Genomic DNA, 17,933 nt, shown 5'->3' with positions numbered 1-17,933 from the left:
GCTACCAACCCAGCGCCCAACCCCGCTACGACCTACGCGGCCACCGCGAACCCCAACCCACATGACACACTCAAACCGTCAGCGATGTCCCGAGACACACCCGTCAGCGATGTCCCGAGACACCACAGCTACCGCGAACGTTTGTGGTGCATCTGATCGCCGCGCGTCCACATCGTAGGACGCGATCAGATGCACCACACCGCGCCGCACACCGCGGTTGGCACACCTGATCGCCGCCTGGAAAAAGATCAGGTGACAAAACGGAGATCAGGTGCACAACGATGGCGGTGCCGATGGTGCCGCGTACGGTGTGGCGACCGGCATCGGCATGTGTGCCGGCCCGCCGGCCAGACCGCGACGGCATCACATGGTGAGCACTGTCTTGCCGACCACCGTCCGGGCTTCGATGGCGGCGTGCGCCGCGGCGGCCTGTTCGAGCGGGTACGCCGCCCCGACCGTGGTCCGGACGGTGCCGGCGTCGATCTCGGCTAGCCCGCGGAGGATGTAGCGTTCGCGTTCCTCCGGTGTCAGCTGCTCGTCGATGCCGACGACGGTGATGCCGCGACGGTCGGCTTCGTCACCGTCGATCGGGGCGAAGTCACCGCTGGCGGCGCCGTACGCGAAGAAGCGCCCACCTCGGGTGGTGATCTCGAACGCGGAGCCGCCCACGGTGCCGCCCGCGCCGTCGAAGACGACGTCGACTCCGTGTCCGCCGGTGGCTTGGCGCACCTGGTCGGTCCAGCCTTCGGTGGTGTAATCGACTGTGTGTTGAGCTCCGAGTTCGCGCGCCTTCTCCAGTTTCTCGGTTCCGCGCGCGGTGGCGACGACGTGCCCTCCGGCCGCGCGGGCGAGCGGGATCAGCCAGCTGCCGAGACTGCCACCGGCTGCCGTGACGAGTACTCTGTCGCCCGGTTTGATCTCCGCCTTCTCCACCCGGCTTAGTGCGGTCGGCCCGTCGTGTAGTGCGCCGATGGCCGACGTCAGATCTACGTTCGACGGCACCTCCACTACCTTCTCCACCGGCACAACAACCCGCTCGGCGTATCCGCCGGAGAAGCCGAGAGCGGCGATCACCCGTCGCCCGGCCCACGACGGATCCACATCGGCTCCGGCTTCCACGACCGTGCCGGCGATTCCCGCGCCCGGCACGTACGGTGGTTCGATGGGGAAGTAGTCGCTACCCCAGCCGCTGCGCAGCTGCGTGTCGAGGAAGAGGATCTCCGCGACGCGCACCTCGATGACCAGGTGACCCGGCTGCGCCAACGGTGGCGCCGCCTCTCCTGGCTGGAGGACCTCTGGTCCGCCGAAATGTGTTGCCTGCACCACTCGCATCGTGATCACCCTTCGTTGTTTCGAGTCGGCCGTCGACATCACCTCAAGCCTCGACAATGAACCTTGGTTGAGGTCAAGACGCGGACACCAAAGGAACGACGCAGCAAACCATTGACCAAAACTGTCCGCCATCGGTAAATTTCCAACGTGGCAGCTGGTGCCCGGCTGCCACACAGCGAAAGGAGGCGGCGCGGAGGTGCAACCCCAGTCGATCATGGCGGTGGGTGGCCACATCGGGGACATGGACCTGGCGGCGGGGCCGCTGCTGGCTCAGGCGGTGCTCGACGGCGGCCGCGCCACCCTGGTAGCGCTGACTCCCGGTGAACGCGGTCATCCCCGGCTCGGCATCGACGAGTACAAGACGCAGAAGATCGAGGAGGGCCGGGCATTCGCCGCCGCGATCGGGGCTGAGTTCCACGTCTTCGACGACATCTCGGACGGATTCCTGCCGGTCACCGACGACGTCGCGGGTCGGCTGGCCCGTCTCGTACGCACCACCCGGCCCGAGATGGTCGTCGCCCACTGGCGGCACAGCATCCACACCGACCACGAGCACGCGTCTCACCTTGCCGAACGTGCGCGGTTTCTAGCCGGTCTTCCCGGCTGGGACCCCGCGGGCGGGGACAGGCACGGGGTAGCGCAGCTGCTCTACGCGGAGAACTGGGAGGACGAGCGCAAGTTCCGCGCCGATACGTACGTACCAATCTCCGACGAGGCATTCGAGGTCTGGCACGCCGCCATCCAGGGCCAGGCGTTCGCCCGCGGCGAGACGTACGGGTTCCGCTACATCGACTACTACGCCGCGCAGCTCATCATGCGGGGTTGCCTCGCCCGGACTCGCCGCGCCGTCGCCCTGTCAACCGGCGACGGTGCGCGCGTCGCCATCATCGACTGAGACCCGGAGGTCACGATCAACAACATCACCTACCGGTCGTTCCGGCCCGGTGACGCCCAAGCGCTCGTGGCCCTGATCAACAAGGGCATGCCGAAAGATGTGGTCTCCCCCGCGTGGTTCGCGGAGTGGGTACTCTTCGAGTCGAACTTCGACCCGGACGGGCTGATCGTGGCCGAGGACACCACCACCATTCTGGGGTTCGTCTACGCGGTGCGGCATCGAGGGCTCTCCGGCGTTCCGGTCGACCCGGAGGGCGGCTGGATCACCCTCGGTGTGGTCGACCCCGCAGCGCGGCGGCGGGGTATCGGCACCGAACTCGTCGAGCGCGCCAAGGTGTTTCTGCGCGAGCGTGGCTCCCGGTGGGCGGTGTACTCCGGCTACCCGCCCGCCTACTTCCTGCCCGGGCTCGACGCGGATGCCTACCCGGACGGACTCCGCCTGCTGCGACGTGCGGGCTTCGAGACGACGTCGCGGCCGGTGGCGATGAGCCGACCGTTGGACACCTACCGGCTGCCAGAGGTGGTGGCTTCGCGTCGGGCCGCCCGGCACGCCGAGGGCTACGTCGTCCGCCCCGCGACGGACGATGACATCCCCGACGTCATCTCCGTCGCCGCCACCCAGCTGGCGCCCGACTGGGGCGAGATCATCCGGCAGGCCGTCGTCCGGTCTGGCCGAGCCGATCGGGTGGTGCTTGCCCGGTCTCCCGAGGGTGCGGTGGCCGGCTTCGCCATCTACGGCGCGTTCCGTGCCGACGTCAGTCGGTTCGGACCGTTCGGGGTGGTCGGTCGATATCGCGGCCTCGGCCTTGGCACGATCATCTTGCACGTCACTCTGGAACGGATGCGGGAGCACGGCGCCGAACATGCGTGGTTCCTGTGGACCGGCACCCAGACACCGGCCGGCCAGCTCTATCTCACCAGCGGATTCACCATCACCCGAACCTTCCACGTCATGCGGGCGGACCTCACCGACCCGACCCCATGATCATCGGCAGTTAACCCCGCTATTCGGGGGCCAAGTGCCGATGATCATGGGTCAGCGACCGACGGCGTAGCCCTGCATACCGCGGGGATTGGCCGCCGCACGAACGGTGCCATCCGGCGCATGTGCGGCTGCCGACATCCGCCCCAGCGTCCAGTCGCCCTCGACGACGACGTCATGGCCCCGCTCCCGCAGCGCCCGCACGGCGCGCTCCCCCACCCTGGCCTCGACGTGCAGCCGGCCGGGATGTGCGGCCCGCGGGTAGAACGACGACGTGAAGTGGGTGCTGTGCCAGGCCGGTGCGTCGATGGCGGCCTGCATGTCCAGGCCGTGATGAACCCGCCGGAGGAACCACAGCAGCGACCACTGGTCCTGTTGGTCGCCACCCGGGGTGCCGAACGCGATCACCTCGCCGTCGCGGAACGCCATCGACGGCGTCAAGGTGGTGCGCGGCCGTTTGCCCGGCGCCAACGAGTTCGGCAAACCGTCCTCCAGCCAGAACATCTGCGCCCGGGTCCCCAGGCAGAAACCGAGGCCAGGGATCGCCGGCGAGCCGTGCAGCCAGCCTCCGCTCGGTGTTGCCGAGACGACATTGCCGTGCCTGTCGACCACGTCGAGGTGGCAGGTGTCTCCCTTGACCGGGCCGAGGGTCGGTTCACCGAGGCCACGGCCGGACGGTAGCTCCGGGTCGGGCCGCAATGCGGGTAGCCGGGGTTCGTGCCGGCCCGGGCGCCCCGGACGGAGGTCACCGAGGTCCGCCGTGTGCCCGACGAGACCACGGCGGCCGGCGGCGTATTCGGGTGACAGCAGGTGCTCCAGGGGAACGTCGGCGAAATCCGGGTCGCCGTAGAAAGCCTCCCGGTCGGCGAACGCGAGCTTCGCGCACTCGGCCACCGTGTGCACCAGTTCGGGTCCCCAGGGGTGCATCCCGTCCAGGTCGAAGCCGCTCAGCAGACTCAACTGCTGAAGGAACACCGGCCCCTGACTCCACGGGCCAACCTTGGCCACCGTGTGTCCGCGGTAGGTGTAGGTGACCGGCTCCTCGACGCTGGCCCGCCAGCCGGCGAGGTCGGCACCGCTGAGCAGGCCTCGGTGCGCTCTCCCGCTGGCGTCCATGAAGGCCCGGTCCACGTGGGTGAGGATCGCCTCGGCGACGAATCCTTCGTAGAAGGACCGGCGGGCATGGTCGATCTGCTCGTCGCGGTCCGCGGATGCGGCGGACGCGCCGTCGGCGATGCGCCGATAGGTCGCGGCTAGCTCGGGGTTGACGAACCGAGTGCCGGACGCCGGGGGGCCACCACCGGCCAGCCACAGCCGCGCCGAACTGGGCCAGTGCTCATCGAACCACGGGGCGACGTCGCCGATGGTGTTGACCGCGGACACCCCGAGCGGGAAACCACCTCCGGCGTAGTCGACGGCATAGGACAGCACGTCGGCCGGCCCCAGAGTGCCATAACGCTGGAGCAACGTCATCCAGCCGTCGAACGCGCCGGGCACACACGCCGGCAGCAGCCCGTTGCCCGGAATGAGGTCGAGGCCCATGCCCCGCAACGTCGCGACGTCGGCCGCCGCCGGAGCGGTGCCCTGCCCGCAGACGACGAACGGGTGATCCTCACCGGCCCGCCGGCCGATGATCGGTACCTCACCGCCGGGCCCGTTCATCTCGGGCTCCACCACCTGAAGTACGAACCCCACGGCCACCGCCGCGTCGAAGGCGTTCCCGCCACGCTCCAAGACGGCCATGCCGGTCTGCGACGCCAGCCAGTGTGTGGACGCGACCATGCCGAAGGAGCCAACGAGTTCGGGCCGGGTGGTGAATGTTCGAGATCCGGTAGCCACGACGCCACGCTACCGGACACCCTCGGCAACCGTCGCGCCGTTGTTGATCATGGTTGGCCTCCCGGGGCGGGCCCACCCCGGGAGGGACCAACCATGATCAGCTGCGCGTCGGTAGCCGGCCGATCATGGCTGTGCCGCGCTGATGGCCGGACTCAGTCAGCCGGGACGTACAGCCGGATGTCGTCGATGTGCGCGCTGCCCTCGTAGTAGTTCATGTGCGGCTGCCCGACGAGGAAATAGTCCGGGTAGGCGGAGCCGGCCGGCCAGATATCCTCGTCGACGAACGTGCGCTCACCCGCCGTATAGGTCCACGTACCGTTGTGCCGTCCGTCGTACTCGTCGGCGCGCTGGTTGTAGTGCCAAATCGGGTTCTCGCCGTCGTCGAACGGCTGCTCGTACCGGACCGTCCGGTAACCGACGTGCCGGAAGTAGCCGGTGGCCTCCAGCACGTACTTCCCGTCCCGCCGCTCGACGGCGAACCGGTAGCTGTGCCGGGGCATCATCTCAGGCATCAGATCTACCTGGCTGACGATGCCGCCACCAACCTCGGTGCCACATTCGCTGTGCATCAGGTATTCGGTGCCGGGCTGGTTGGCGTAGCGCCGGTCGGGTGTCATGAACAACATGTTGACGCCGTTGCCGCTGCCCCACTCGTACGGCTGCAACTCACCGGTGGCCGGATCGCAATACCGCAGTCCGTTGCCCGTGTAGCGGTAGCGGTTGTATCCGTCCATCACCACCTTGCGATGGGTGTGGATGAACACGTTGTTGTGGGGCGCCGGCCGGTCATAGTCCATGATCGACAGGTAGTAGAAGCCGTTGGAGTCGGTCGTGACATCGTGGAAGTCGCACTCGTCCTGGTCGTAGTTCCATGTCGCACCACCTGCCCAGGGGAAGAACGTCTTACATCCGGTGGGCACGTAGCCGTTGACCATGCCGTCGTAGTCCCACTCGCCATCGCGCTGACCGCCGAAATCGATGGCCCGCAAGGTGACCTCTACCCGGTATTCCTCCGGCAGCGGCTCGGTGGAGCGGACGATGGCACCGCCGTGGTGGGTGGGAACGTCGATCCGCCCGGTCGGGCCGGCACCGCGGAGCACCGACCGAGTGATACTCGGCGCCTCGTTCTCCACACCCTGACCATCGGTGTCGCGGGCGGCCAGTTCGGCGGTCAGCCAGCCGTCCCGGCCGAACGTGAACGACCGACGGTAGAGATCGATACCGGCCAGGTGCTGGTCGAACGTCTCACCGCCGAACGTGCGGAAGTACTCGCCGTCGTTGTCGTAGTGGTCGACGTGGTACGGGCTATCCGGGCCGTCCTTGTCGGCGAACCAGCCGGTGTCGTCACCAGGGATCAGCCGGCCGAAGTTCTCCGAGTGCAGCAGTTGCCAGTCCGCCGACGATTCCGCCGCGGACTCCGCCAACGACGAACCGGCCGCTGCCGACCCCGCCGGCGGCTCCTCCGCTCCGGCACCACCGGCCAGCATCGGGACCAACAACGCCGCTACTGCCAGCCCTCCCGGCGCCCAGACTCTCGCACGTACCACGTAGGTCTCCCTTCTAAAGATCGGCTACGACGGTCTCGAGGGCGCGGATCGCCCGCGCCCGGTCCGGCGCATCGCGCAACGTATCGGCGAGGCCGGCGAGCAAATGTTCGGCCAGCTTCTGCAGCAGACCGATGTGGCTGGAGTCGTCCGGGGACCCGAAGGCGATCAGCAGGTCCACCGGGTCGTTGTCGGGGTGGCCGAACATAACCGGCTCGGTCAGCGTGGTGGCCGCCAGGCACAGCCGCCGCACACCATCGGTTGGCCGGGCATGAGCCAAGGCAAGGCCGGGTGTTAGAACCATGTAGGGGCCGTGCTCCTCCACCATGTCCACGCAGCGGTCGGTGTACCGGGGCTCCACTGCCCCGGCATCGACCAACGGCTGGCAGGCCGCCCGCACGGCCGCCCGCCAATCCGCGGCGTTAACTCCGGTCGCTGCCGCGACCACCGGAGCGTCGTCGTCGGGCTCACTCATCACCGAGCCACCCCTGCGCCCGCAGCGCCTCGTCCAACTGGCGCCGCAGGCCGTCGACGTCCATGAAGTTGGAGATGGACAGCACTACCGGCGCCACACCCGCGAGGTCGTCGGCGTGCATCCCCTGGGCGATGACGACGTCGGCCCGCATACTCCGCGCTGACGACATATCGGTGTGCTCCACCTTGGCGCTCACGCCGAGGGTGCTCAACGCCTTCTCCGCGTTCATGCGCAGGATCAGGCTGCTGCCCATACCCACACCACACACGGTCAGGACCTGTAGCTGGCGGTTCGAGTCGTTCTGGTTCATGTCGCTCTCACTGTTCTCCGGACGGCTGCCCGGACGGCTGATCGGTCAGTTCCGATTCTTCCTCCAACCCGGTGACCGGTTCGCCGGCGCGCCGTTGGATCCGCTTGATCACCCACAGCCAGGCACCGAAAACGGCCAGGAGGACGGCTCCCACTAGAAGTACGGCGTTCTCCCCGAGCCCGGAGAAGAGTTCACCCAGCCCGAGCACGACGAGGATCATCAGATACCAGTCCGGGTCGGCCAGCGTGGCCAGCTCCGGTGCGGTGTCGGACAGCAGGTGCCACCCAACCCACTGGCCGAACGCGAGGGTGATACCGCTGATCACGCCGGCGACGGCGGCACCGCGCCAGCCGCCGAACGCATTGCCGTAGACCGCCGCACCCGCGCCGACGAAGAACAACATGATCATCGGTGGGACGAGGACGAACCATCCGGCAGCGGCGAAGACGCCCATCAGGATGAGGAAGGTCCCGGTGGTGGCGAGAAATCCCACCATCACCGCACTGGGAGCCACCGGGAAGATGGTGGGTACATCCAGGCCGGGCCGGGAACCAGGGATCGCCTTCTGGCTGATACCGGTGAACGCGGGCACGATCTCACCCAGGAACATCCGCACGCCGTACAGCAGGATCGCGATGCCGGCGGCGAACCGGAACGCGGCGATCACCGCCCACACCCATGAGTTGATCTCGGGGTCGTAGGCCGCAGCCTGCTCGGCCGCGACGTCACTGTCGGCGAACACCATACCGATCAGCATGATCAGACCGACGACCACGGCGGTCGAGACGGTGATGTCTTTGAAGAACGAGACCTTCTTCGGTACTCGGATCTTCTCGACGTCGTCTCGCTGCGGGTCGCCAACCAACGGCGCAACCTTGCCGCCCAGCCAGGCCACCGACGAGCTGGTGTGGGCGAAGCCCCAGTCGTCGGACTTGATCACCTTGCGCATCATCGGGGCGATGAACAGCGGCTGGATGGTCCAGTAGCACCCGACGATGACGGCTCCGACGAGTACCAGACGCCACTCGTCGAGGTCACCGAACGCCTGCACGAGACACGCGGTGACCACGAGCGACATCCAGAACAGCAGATGTCCGGTCAGGTAGACGTACCGCGTCTTGAGCACCCGCACCAGCACCAGGTGCAGGATGAAGCCGAAGGTAATGACGAGAGCCACGCTGCTGCCGTGGGTGCCTAAGAACTCGTTGAGCGTATTGGTGGCCTCGGGCGGGTCGAGCCCCACCGCGCTGGCGACGATGGCCTGGAACGAGGCCAATCCGCCGACGAACACGTCGACGCCGATGAACAGGATGATGATGCCGATGGTGGCCCGCACTGCTCCGCCGACGACGTCGTCGACCGGTTTGCGCTGCAAGAGCAGCCCGATCAACGTGATCAGGCCGATCAGGATGGCCACTTCGTTGAAGATGTTGGTGGCGATGAACTCGAGAACGTCCACGTCGGTGTTCCCTCCCTGGCGTCGCCGTGTGGATCGGCCGGTTGACATTCGGTAGCAGGCATCCCAACGATTGGGACAGTAGGACTGTACTGGCCTAGACCGGCCTGGACAATACCTTTAGACTGCACAATCGAGACTCCTCGAGAGTTGGGAGGACACTCGTGGCCGCAGATGGGCTCCCGTCCCACGGTCCGGGCAGCGTGGACCCGCACAGCCCGGTACCCAAACACGCGCAGGTGCGTGCGCGCATCCTCGACGCCATCGACGATCTGGAGCCACACAGTTCGGTCCCGTCCGAACGAGTGCTCAGCACCCAGTACGGCGTTGCCCGGATGACCGTACGCCAGGCCCTCGAACTGTTGGTCGCCGAGGGCCGGTTGTACCGCGTCCCCGGCCGTGGCACGTTCGTCTCCCCCGGCAAGGTCCGGTTGCCGGTCAGGCTGACGTCGTTCACCAGCGACATGACCGCGCGAGGTGTACACGCCGGAGCCAGGGTCCTGGAGCAGCGCACCGCACCCGCGGGTCGTCTCATCAGCAAGCTGCTGGAGATCCCCGCCGACGCCAACATCCACATCATCGAGCGGCTTCGCCTGGCCGACGAGGTCCCCATGGCGATCGAACGCACACACGTCCCGGCCGCCCTGGCTCCCCACCTGCTCAGCTGCGACCTCCAGGACAGCTCCCTCTACGAGACACTCGAGCGTGAGTTCGGCCTGGTCCTCGACGCGGGCGAGGAGTCGATCGAAGCGGTGCCCAGTGGCACCCCCGAGGCCGAACTCCTCGGCGTACCCCGAGGCAGCCCCCTCCTGCTCCTGGAGCGGGTGACCACGTCGGCCGGACGCCCGGTCGAGTACGTCGTCTCGCGGTACCGCGGCGACCGTTACCAGCTGCGAGCCTCACTGGACGTCCCCACCGACGGAGGAGCATTCACCCGCCGCCGCCTGGTGTGAGGCGGCCATCGCCCTGTACCCAACCCCGAAGGAGCTCACCTGTGGCCACCAGCCCACCATCCGCCCCCGCCGGCCCGGCGCCCGCACCGGCCGCGCGCCGCTATCTCGACGCGGCAGTCGGCATCCTCCAGCGCATCGCCGACGAGGAAGCCGACCACATCGCCGAGGTGGGCAACAACATCGCGGCCACGATCGCCGACGGCGGCCGGCTGTTCGCCTTCGGCTGCGGCCATTCCGCGCTCGCGGTGCAGGAGATCGTGTATCGGGCCGGCGGTCTCATGCTCGTCAACCCGCTACTCGCGCCCGGGGTCGACGGTATGACCATCCGTCCGACGACCCTCACCTCCCGGCTGGAGCGGCTACCCGGGTACGGTCCGGCACTGATCGAGACCAGCCCGCTTCGAGCCGGCGATGTGCTGATCGTCGTCTCCTTGTCCGGCCGCAACGCCATGCCGGTCGAGGTGGCCCGCAGCGCCCGGGACCGCGGCGTGACGGTGCTCGCCGTGACCTCGTCCGCCTACGACGAGGTTCCTGCCCGCAACGCCTCCGGCGAGCGGCTGACCGACGTCAGCGACGTGGTGCTGGACACCAAGGTGCCCCTGGGTGATGCCGTGCTGACCGACGACGGTGTACCCCAGCCGTTCGGACCGGCGTCCGGGGTGGCCGCCGCGGCGATGTTGCACGCTCTGATGGCGGCCGTCATCGACGGGATGCTACAGCGTGGAATCACCCCGCCGGTCTTCCTGTCGGCCAACCTGGCCGACGGCGCCGAGCGCAACGAGCGGCTCCTCGACGAGTACCGCGACCGGATCTACTACCTCGACTAACCCCGCTCCACCCGCCCCTCCCCTCCCCATGATCATTGGCTTTTGACTACCGAATTCGGTAGTCAAAAGCCAATGATCATGGGGAGGTTGTGGGGAGTAGGACCAGCTTGCCGGTCGTCCGGCGAGCTTGGAGGTCTTCGTGGGCGCGCCGCGCCTCGGTCAACGGGTACTGGCCGCCCACCCGGACGTCGAGCCGGCCATCGACCACCCAGCCGAGCAGGTCGCGGGCCCGCTCCAGCAGCTCGGTGTGGTCCCTCGCGTAATGCGCCAGCGTGGGCCGGGTCAGGAACAGCGACCCGTTGGCGTTGAGACGCTGCGGGTCGACCGGCGGTACCGGCCCGCTGGCCGCTCCGAACAGCGCCATCGTCCCGCGAATCCGCAGGGCCTGAAGCCCTTGCTCGAACGTTGCCTGCCCGACACCGTCGTAGACACAGGCCACCCCGGCGCCGCCGGTCAACTCGCGGGCACGGTCGACGAACGTCTCATACGACGTGATCTCGTCGGCGCCCGCACCGCGGGCCAGCTCAGCCTTCTCCGGCGTGGACACCGTGGCCAACACCCGGCCACCACGCATCTTGACCATCTGGGTGAGCAGCAGGCCGACACCACCGGCCCCGGCGTGAACCACCACCCAGTCGCCCTCACGGACGGGGTACAACGACGTGCACAGGTAATGCGCCGTCATACCCTGCAACAGCAGCGCGGCGGCCAGTTCGTCCGGTACGTCGTCGGGAACCGGCACCAACTGGCCGACCGGCACGACCGCTTGCTCGGCATACGAACCAATGGCGTCCTTCCAGGCGACGCGGTCGCCGACCGCGACGTCACGCACCTCGGCGCCGAGCGCCCGCACCGTACCCGCACCCTCGATGCCCAGCACGAAAGGTGTGGACATCGGGTAGATGCCGCTGCGCTGATATGTGTCTATGTAGTTGACACCGGCGGTGCCGACGTCGACCAGCACCTCACCCGGTCCGGGCTCCGGTGGTTCGACGTCGACGACTTCGAGGACCTCGGGCCCACCCGCCTGCTGTACCTGAACCGCGCGCATTCCATCACCTCGACGCACATGCTACGCCGCGCGTCTTTCACCGGTAGTGATCACCCTTCCGCCTTCGGCGCCGATCCGGCAACGTGGCGTCATGCGAGAGTTCAGATTCGGGTTCAACGTCTCCGGGCTGCGAACCAGCAAAGACCTGGCCGAGATGTGTCGCTCGGCCGACACGCTCGGCTATCACGTCGTCCTGAGCATCGACCACCTCACCAGTGGCTCACCGTTCACGCCGTTGGCCATCGCCGCCGAGGCATCCGAACGGCTCCGGATCGGCACGCTGACGATCAACAACGAGTTCTGGAACCCCGCCATGCTGGCCCGCGAGGCGGTGACCTTGGACCATCTCAGTGGCGGCCGGTTCGAGCTGGGCCTTGGCGCCGGCCACATGAAATGGGAGTTCGACGCTGCCGACGTGCCCTGGCGACCATTCGCCGAACGGGTCGACCGGCTCGGCGAGACCATCCACGAGCTGTACCGGTTGTTCTCCGACGGCGTGCCGACACCCGAGTCCGCCGAGCGGGTGCGGCGGATCTTCGACCGGCCCAAACTGGAACCTATCCAGCGGCACGGATCTGGCGGGTCGGGGCCGCCCCTCCTGATCGGCGGAACCGGAGATCGGGTCCTCACTCTCGCCGCCGAGCACGCGGACATCGCCGGCATCGGAGGGATGTATCAGGTCAAAGGTGAACCACCCGGTACCTTCCAGCTGACCACCGCGGCCAAAGCGGAGGAGCGGGTGGCGTTCGTCCGCGACCTCGCCGGACCACGCGCCGAGTCGATCGAGTTCAACGTCCTGGTGCAGGCGGTTGTTGTCACCACCGACCGCCGGAGGGACGCCGAGACGCTGGTGGCCGAACGTGCGCCGTACCTCAGCGTGGACGAGGTGCTGGAAACGCCCTTCGTGCTGATCGGCACCCCGAAACAGATGGCTGATCAGCTACGCGAGAACCGGGAACGGTTCGGTTTCTCTTACATCACCGTCCACGAGCCCTACATGAAGGATTTCGGCCAGGTGATCCAGGAACTTGCCTGACCTACCCGACACGGGTCAGGCCATGACGCGGCGCATGCCGTCGAGCCACTGCCAGGCGCCGTCCCAGGACGCGTCGACGTGGTCGGTCCGGACGTGGCCGTGGATGGGATCGTAGTCGTCGACGTGAGCCAGCCAGCCGCCGTCGACTCGACGGATGGTGCCGCGCGGCCAGATGGGAGTGGAAGGTCCTGCCGGGGAGTTCGCCGACGACAATTCCGTGTACATGAATGCCCCTACGTGCCACTGGTTGGTCCGATGTCTGACTGGATAGACCACGATGTGGCACGAATCTCATCGCCGCCTCCCGTAGCTTGTCTGGTCAACCAGTGGATGTCAATCGAATATGACGTGTTCGCGCAGGTCAATCTGATAATAGGGGCACCGGATGGCCCACCTGGCGGCCAAGCGTCGACGCCCGGCCGAGGGACGCGGCACCGTAGCGGTCGCGGACGTGGTCCACGGCGGCGTCGAGCCCATCGGTGTCACGCTGGCACAAAGGGAGCGCGAGCTGGACCGCGCGGGTGTCGTCGAGATTGCTCAGCGAGATGCCGATCAAGGTCAATCCGCGCTGTTCGATCAGTGGGGTGACCTGGCGCAGAAGCCCACGAGCGGCGGCGAGGATCACCTGGGTGTCGGCGGTGGCCTCGGCGAGGGTGTGTGATCGGGTGGCGCGGGTGAAGTCACCGAAGCGCAGCCGCAGGACGACGGTGTGCCCGACCCGCTGGCCGGCCCGCAACCGGCGGGCAACCCGGTCGACCAACGCAGCCAGGATCCCGCCGAGCTCATCGAGCGAGCGCTGCCGCCGCCCCAGCGCCGACTGCGACCCGATGGAGCGCCGGCGCCGCCCCACCTCGACCGGCCGTGGATCAAGCCCGTGTGCCAAGGCGTGCAGGTGGCGACCGGCCGCCGGGCCAAGCATGGCGACGAGTGTGCCGCGACGCAGCACGGCGATATCGCCGACGGTGACAATACCCTTGGCTCGCAGCGTGCCCGAGGTGACCGGCCCTACGCCCCACAAACGCTCCACCGGCAGCGGGTGCAGGAACTCGGCCTCACCGTCGGGAGGGACCACCAGCAGGCCATCCGGCTTCGCGACCGCGCTGGCGACCTTGGCGAGGAACTTGGTGCGGGCCAGACCCACCGTGATCGGCAGGCCGACTCGCTCCCACACCTGGTGGCGCAACCGCCGGGCGATCTCCACGGGTGGCCCATCGATGCGCCACAACCCGCCGACGTCGAGGAATGCCTCATCGATTGACAGACCTTCGACGACGGGAGTGGTGTCGTGGAACACCTCGAACACGGCCCGGCTCGCTTCGGAGTAGGCCGACATCCGCGGCTGGACGACCACCGCCTGCGGACACAGCCGCCGGGCCTGACGTCCGTTCATTGCCGTCCGCACGCCGTAGGCCTTGGCTTCGTAGCTAGCAGCCAGCACCACACCGCCGCCAACGATGACCGGCCGGCCCCTCAGGCCTGGCTGATCCCGCTGCTCGACCGACGCGTAGAAGGCGTCGAGGTCAGCGTGCAGAATACTGACGGGCGTCACGTACACATGTTCTCATTCACGGCACTGTGCTGGCAATTCTTGAGGCGCCAGCCTGCTGGCTCAGAATTGCGGATACACCGCGTTCCAGGCGCCCTATCCGCAATTCTGAGCCAGCACGTTCATGCCCGCGACCCCACCCGCCGCGGCCGAACACCGAAAGCCATATGAACGACGACGACGTCGCTGATCAACGACGTCGTCCCACCGGATGATCAGATGCACGACGCACTCCTGAAAGCGGTTGTCGTGCACCTGATCGCCAACCGTCCACACCGTGAGATGCGATCAGATGCATACCACCACACCCCGACATTGGCGGTCGTCACAACAATGCATCTGATCGTCGCCACAAAGGTGATCAGGTGACAAAGCGGAGATCAGGTGCACACACTGGGTGGGGCGCTTGTTGGTGCGGGCGCAGGCTCTAACTCGGCAGCGGACCGGAGTCCCGCCCGAGAAACGCCAGCAGACGAGACGTCGGGTCGGCCGAGGCCGACACCACCACGGGAGCCGCGAACCGTCCCAGCCGATCCTCGTCGGACACCAGCAGTGGACACATGTCCAGCAAGGCCTCAGCCAACGACACCGGCAAGACCCGCTGCCGCCCACACGCGCGTCCCACATCCCACCCGTGGACCGCCACCTCCAGCGCGCCGACACCCGCCACCATCAGGCTGGACACTTGGTGCTGTCCGACGGACACCGTCGCCGGTCGCCCCATGCTCGCCCACGCACCGAACAGCTCACAGGCGTTGCGCTTCACCCCAGCCACCAAGACCGCCGCGCTCTGGCCAGCCGGTTCGGCCAGCCGGGGACCGATCCAACCTAATCCCGCGGCCTCGCCGAGGGTGACCAGGGAGTCGTGCATGTGCGACAACAACGCCCGCAGATCCCATTCGACGCAGGGCGACGGCCAAGCCAGAGACTCGTCGGTGACCAGCTCCAGACTGCCGAGGGTATAACTCATAGTGCGATCGAGCAGGCTGAGGCTGTCCGCGAACACGTCTACGGCATCGTGATCAAACACGCTGATCTCGCCGTCAGCGAGTTGGCTTGGCCGGCCCCGAGTACACCATGGGTAGCCCGAAGAGCGGGAACAGCCGAGTATCGAAGAACGCCCCGACGTGGCGTAGCCGTAGCCCCTCGAACGTCAGCACCTGCACGTGGAAGGCGCGGTGCACGCCGTCGCTGCCGCGCATGTAGAGCCCGTACGCGGGCTGCCCGTTGGCGGCCGCCGGAACCATGAGTTGATCGCCGGGGCCACTGGCCGGACACTTGTCCGCGATGCCACGGGCGATGTTCTCCGCGCCGTGGAACCAGGTCAGGAACGGTGGCATCTCCCAGACCGCCTCCGCGGTGAAGAGGTCCACCAGCGCCTTGATGTCGTAGGTCTCGAAGGCGGCCACGTAGCGGTCGAGTTGGTCGTGTTGTTCGGCGGTGAGGGCCGGCGTGGACGGTGCCCCGTCGGCGTCGGGGGCCACCTGACTGAGTTGAGTGCGAGCCCGCTGGAGCAGGCTGTTGACCGCGGCCGTCGACAGGTCGAGTGTCTCGGCGACTTCGGCCGCACGGAATCGGAGCACGTCGCGCAGGATCAGTACGGCTCGCTGCCGGGGCGGGAGGTGCTGCAACGCCGCGATGAACGCCAGCTTGATGCTCTCCCGCGAGGTGACCACCGCGGCCGGGTCGGCGTCGTCGGCACCAACAAGCGCGTCGGGCACCGGCTCCAGCCACGGCACCTCGGCCCGTTCGACGAGAGCCCCGTCCGGCTCGCTTGGTCCGCCCAGGCCGGTGGGCATCGGCCGGCGACCGCGGCCTTCGAGGGCGGTCAGGCAGGCGGTGGTGGCGATGCGGTACAGCCAGGTCCGCAACGACGAGCGGCCCTCGAAGCGGTCGTAAGCACGCCACGCCCGCAAGTACGTCTCTTGGACGAGATCTTCGGCATCGTGGACCGATCCCAGCATCCGGTAGCAGTGCGCGAGCAACTCACGCCGGTACGGGTCGGCCAGGCTGGTGAAGTCCTCACCGACAGGTTTCTCGACGACCACGGTCATGACCATACTGCTCCCATCACCTATTAGCACAGACCTCACCGCCGCGGATGAGGACCGTCCACTCTTACTCGTATAGACCGCGGCCGGCGCTGAAACTCATCGGTTCGGGGCAGCGGCGCCTGCGTCGGCGGCCCGGCCGCGCCACGACACCTGGGAGAATGCCTCGCGTGGCCCGCGACCGAGGAGGAGTTCCGAACCGGTTGCTCTTCACTTTGACGCTGGGTACGGTCCTCAACCCGCTCAACTCGTCCATGATCGCGATCGCGCTGGTCAGCGTGCAGCGCGAGTTCGAGGTCAGCATCGCCACCTCCACCTGGGCCGCGTCGGGCTTCTACCTCGCGGCCGCCGTCGGTCAACCACTCATGGGCCGGTTGGCCGACCGGCTGGGCGCCCGACGGCTGTTCATCGCCGGGCTGGTGCTCATGGGCGTAACCTCCGCGCTGGCCCCCTTGGCGCCGACCTTCGGCTGGCTGCTGGCCGCGCGGGTGGCCCAGGCGGTGGCGACGTCGGCGGCATTCCCGTGTGCCCACATCCTGATCCGGGCGGCGGCTACCGGCCCGGCCCGCACTCCGCCGGCGAGTGCGCTGGCCACGCTCAGTGTGGCCAGCTCGGCCAGCGCCGCGCTCGGCCCGGTGCTCGGCGGCCTCCTGGTAGCGGTGGCGGGTTGGGAAGCGGTGTTCTTGGTCAACGTGCCGATCACCCTGGTCGGCATCGTTCTGGCGGCCCGAATCCTGCCGCGGGTCGCCACCAACGCCGGGCCCCGGCTCGGCGTACGCGAACTCGACCTGCCGGGCATCGCCTTGACGACGATCGCGCTCAGCACGCTCATCGTTCTGGTGTTGTCGCTGGCCGAGGAGCCGCACTGGTGGTTGCTGCCAGTGGTCGCGGCGGCGTTCGCCCTTCTGATCTGGCGGGAGTTCGCGGTCGACGAACCGTTTATGGACATCCGCGGCCTGGTGACCAACCGGGCGTTGGGGGTGGTGCTCGTCCAGCAGGGCGGGATCAACCTGGTGTTCTACTGTGTCTTCTTCGGGTTGCCGATGTGGCTGGAACACGTGCGGGGTTTCGGTCCGGAGGCCGTCGGCCTACTCGTGCTGCCGATGACGGTGCTGAGCATTGTTGTGATCCCGTTGACCGTCCGGGCCATCCGCCGGCACGGGCCGGCCCGCACCTTGGTGCTCGGGGTCGGCCTGCTGTTCCTGGCCACGCTGGCCGTACAAGTGTTGGGTGACACCACGCCGGTACTCGTGTTGCTCGGGATCGCTGTCCTCTTGGGTATCCCCAACGGGGTGAACCACCTCGGCCTGCAGACGATGCTCTATGCGGCGGCTCCCCCGGACCGGGCCGGGGCGGTGGCCGGGCTGTTCCAGACGTTCCGTTACCTCGGTGCTATCTCGGCCACCAGCGTCTTGGGGGTGATTCTGGAGCGGGATCTGTCCAGCCGGGGAATGCACCACGTCGGATTCGTGATGACGGGTGTCGCGGCCGTTCTACTCGTCCTCACGGTCGCGATCACCTTCCGCCCCCGCCCCCTCCGATGATCATTGGCTTTTGACTACCGGAGCCGGTAGTCAAAAGCCCAAGATAAGGGGAGGGGGGCGGGGGGGGGGGGGGGGGGGGGGTGGGGATGACCA

At 67.7% G+C, this 17,933-nt stretch carries 17 protein-coding genes; 6 read left to right on the top strand and 11 right to left on the bottom strand.

Features of this window, described 5'->3' with window-relative positions; translation table 11 throughout:
* Positions 1-363: 363 nt before the first annotated feature.
* Entirely contained in the window at positions 364-1,332 is a 969-nt protein-coding gene (locus tag G8760_RS28280; RefSeq protein ID WP_166356161.1) for a zinc-binding dehydrogenase, read from the bottom strand.
* 196 nt (positions 1,333-1,528) lie between these two features.
* Between G8760_RS28280 and G8760_RS28275 the strand changes: the two genes are divergently transcribed.
* The gene (locus tag G8760_RS28275; RefSeq protein WP_166356160.1) at positions 1,529-2,227 is read left to right on the top strand and encodes a PIG-L deacetylase family protein; all 699 of its coding nucleotides are present in this window, start codon (positions 1,529-1,531) and stop codon (positions 2,225-2,227) included.
* An 87-nt stretch (positions 2,228-2,314) separates the two neighbouring features.
* Positions 2,315-3,211, top strand: coding sequence for a GNAT family N-acetyltransferase (locus G8760_RS28270; RefSeq protein WP_166356159.1), 897 nt, complete (start codon positions 2,315-2,317; stop codon positions 3,209-3,211).
* Between the two features lie 51 nt (positions 3,212-3,262).
* On the opposite strand, the gene G8760_RS28265 is transcribed toward G8760_RS28270, so the two are convergent.
* The 5 genes from G8760_RS28265 to ulaA all read right to left on the bottom strand — a co-directional run bounded on the left by G8760_RS28265 (position 3,263) and on the right by ulaA (position 8,835).
* A complete protein-coding gene (locus tag G8760_RS28265) occupies positions 3,263-5,047 on the bottom strand; it encodes a gamma-glutamyltransferase family protein (RefSeq protein WP_246222713.1) in 1,785 nt (594 codons plus the stop codon).
* Positions 5,048-5,199: 152 nt separating this feature from the next.
* Positions 5,200-6,594, bottom strand: a complete 1,395-nt coding sequence (locus G8760_RS28260) for a hypothetical protein (protein ID WP_207782826.1) — start codon at positions 6,592-6,594, stop codon at positions 5,200-5,202.
* 13 nt (positions 6,595-6,607) lie between these two features.
* On the bottom strand, positions 6,608-7,066 hold the full coding sequence (locus G8760_RS28255) for a PTS sugar transporter subunit IIA (RefSeq protein WP_166356158.1): 459 nt from the start codon (positions 7,064-7,066) through the stop codon (positions 6,608-6,610).
* A complete protein-coding gene (locus G8760_RS28250) occupies positions 7,059-7,376 on the bottom strand; it encodes a PTS sugar transporter subunit IIB (RefSeq protein ID WP_166356157.1) in 318 nt (105 codons plus the stop codon). The genes G8760_RS28255 and G8760_RS28250 overlap by 8 nt, the downstream gene beginning before the upstream one ends.
* Positions 7,377-7,383: 7 nt before the next feature.
* Entirely contained in the window at positions 7,384-8,835 is a 1,452-nt protein-coding gene (ulaA, locus tag G8760_RS28245) for a PTS ascorbate transporter subunit IIC (protein ID WP_166356156.1), read from the bottom strand.
* A gap of 161 nt (positions 8,836-8,996) precedes the next feature.
* Between ulaA and G8760_RS28240 the strand changes: the two genes are divergently transcribed.
* Both G8760_RS28240 and G8760_RS28235 read left to right on the top strand, forming a co-directional pair.
* Positions 8,997-9,785, top strand: coding sequence for a GntR family transcriptional regulator (locus G8760_RS28240; protein ID WP_166356155.1), 789 nt, complete (start codon positions 8,997-8,999; stop codon positions 9,783-9,785).
* A 41-nt stretch (positions 9,786-9,826) separates the two neighbouring features.
* On the top strand, positions 9,827-10,612 hold the full coding sequence (locus tag G8760_RS28235; RefSeq protein ID WP_207782825.1) for a sugar isomerase domain-containing protein: 786 nt from the start codon (positions 9,827-9,829) through the stop codon (positions 10,610-10,612).
* A 76-nt stretch (positions 10,613-10,688) separates the two neighbouring features.
* Here G8760_RS28235 and G8760_RS28230 read toward each other — a convergent pair whose 3' ends face one another.
* Positions 10,689-11,663, bottom strand: coding sequence for a quinone oxidoreductase family protein (locus tag G8760_RS28230; protein ID WP_166352729.1), 975 nt, complete (start codon positions 11,661-11,663; stop codon positions 10,689-10,691).
* Positions 11,664-11,754: 91 nt separating this feature from the next.
* Here G8760_RS28230 and G8760_RS28225 point away from each other — a divergent pair, with 91 nt between their 5' ends.
* Positions 11,755-12,699: a TIGR03621 family F420-dependent LLM class oxidoreductase gene (locus G8760_RS28225; protein WP_166352727.1), complete on the top strand. Its 945-nt coding sequence runs from the start codon at positions 11,755-11,757 to the stop codon at positions 12,697-12,699.
* Positions 12,700-12,714: 15 nt separating this feature from the next.
* Here the strand turns inward: G8760_RS28225 and G8760_RS28220 are convergent, their stop codons facing one another.
* From G8760_RS28220 to G8760_RS28205, 4 genes are all read right to left on the bottom strand, one after another.
* Entirely contained in the window at positions 12,715-12,924 is a 210-nt protein-coding gene (locus tag G8760_RS28220; protein ID WP_166352725.1) for a hypothetical protein, read from the bottom strand.
* Between the two features lie 136 nt (positions 12,925-13,060).
* Positions 13,061-14,254, bottom strand: a complete 1,194-nt coding sequence (dinB, locus tag G8760_RS28215) for a DNA polymerase IV (RefSeq protein WP_166352723.1) — start codon at positions 14,252-14,254, stop codon at positions 13,061-13,063.
* A gap of 418 nt (positions 14,255-14,672) precedes the next feature.
* Positions 14,673-15,275, bottom strand: a complete 603-nt coding sequence (locus tag G8760_RS28210; protein ID WP_166352721.1) for a TIGR03086 family metal-binding protein — start codon at positions 15,273-15,275, stop codon at positions 14,673-14,675.
* Positions 15,276-15,288: 13 nt separating this feature from the next.
* The gene (locus tag G8760_RS28205) at positions 15,289-16,299 is read right to left on the bottom strand and encodes a sigma-70 family RNA polymerase sigma factor (RefSeq protein WP_166352719.1); all 1,011 of its coding nucleotides are present in this window, start codon (positions 16,297-16,299) and stop codon (positions 15,289-15,291) included.
* Positions 16,300-16,466: 167 nt separating this feature from the next.
* On the opposite strand from G8760_RS28205, the gene G8760_RS28200 reads away from it, so the two are divergent.
* Positions 16,467-17,840, top strand: coding sequence for an MFS transporter (locus tag G8760_RS28200; RefSeq protein WP_166352717.1), 1,374 nt, complete (start codon positions 16,467-16,469; stop codon positions 17,838-17,840).
* Positions 17,841-17,933: the final 93 nt, after the last annotated feature.

Source organism: Phytoactinopolyspora limicola (genome assembly GCF_011320225.1).
Taxonomy (GTDB): Bacteria; Actinomycetota; Actinomycetes; order Jiangellales; family Jiangellaceae; genus Phytoactinopolyspora; species Phytoactinopolyspora limicola.
Note: the sequence above shows the minus strand (reverse complement) of the source record. Positions and strands in the feature narration are given on the sequence as shown.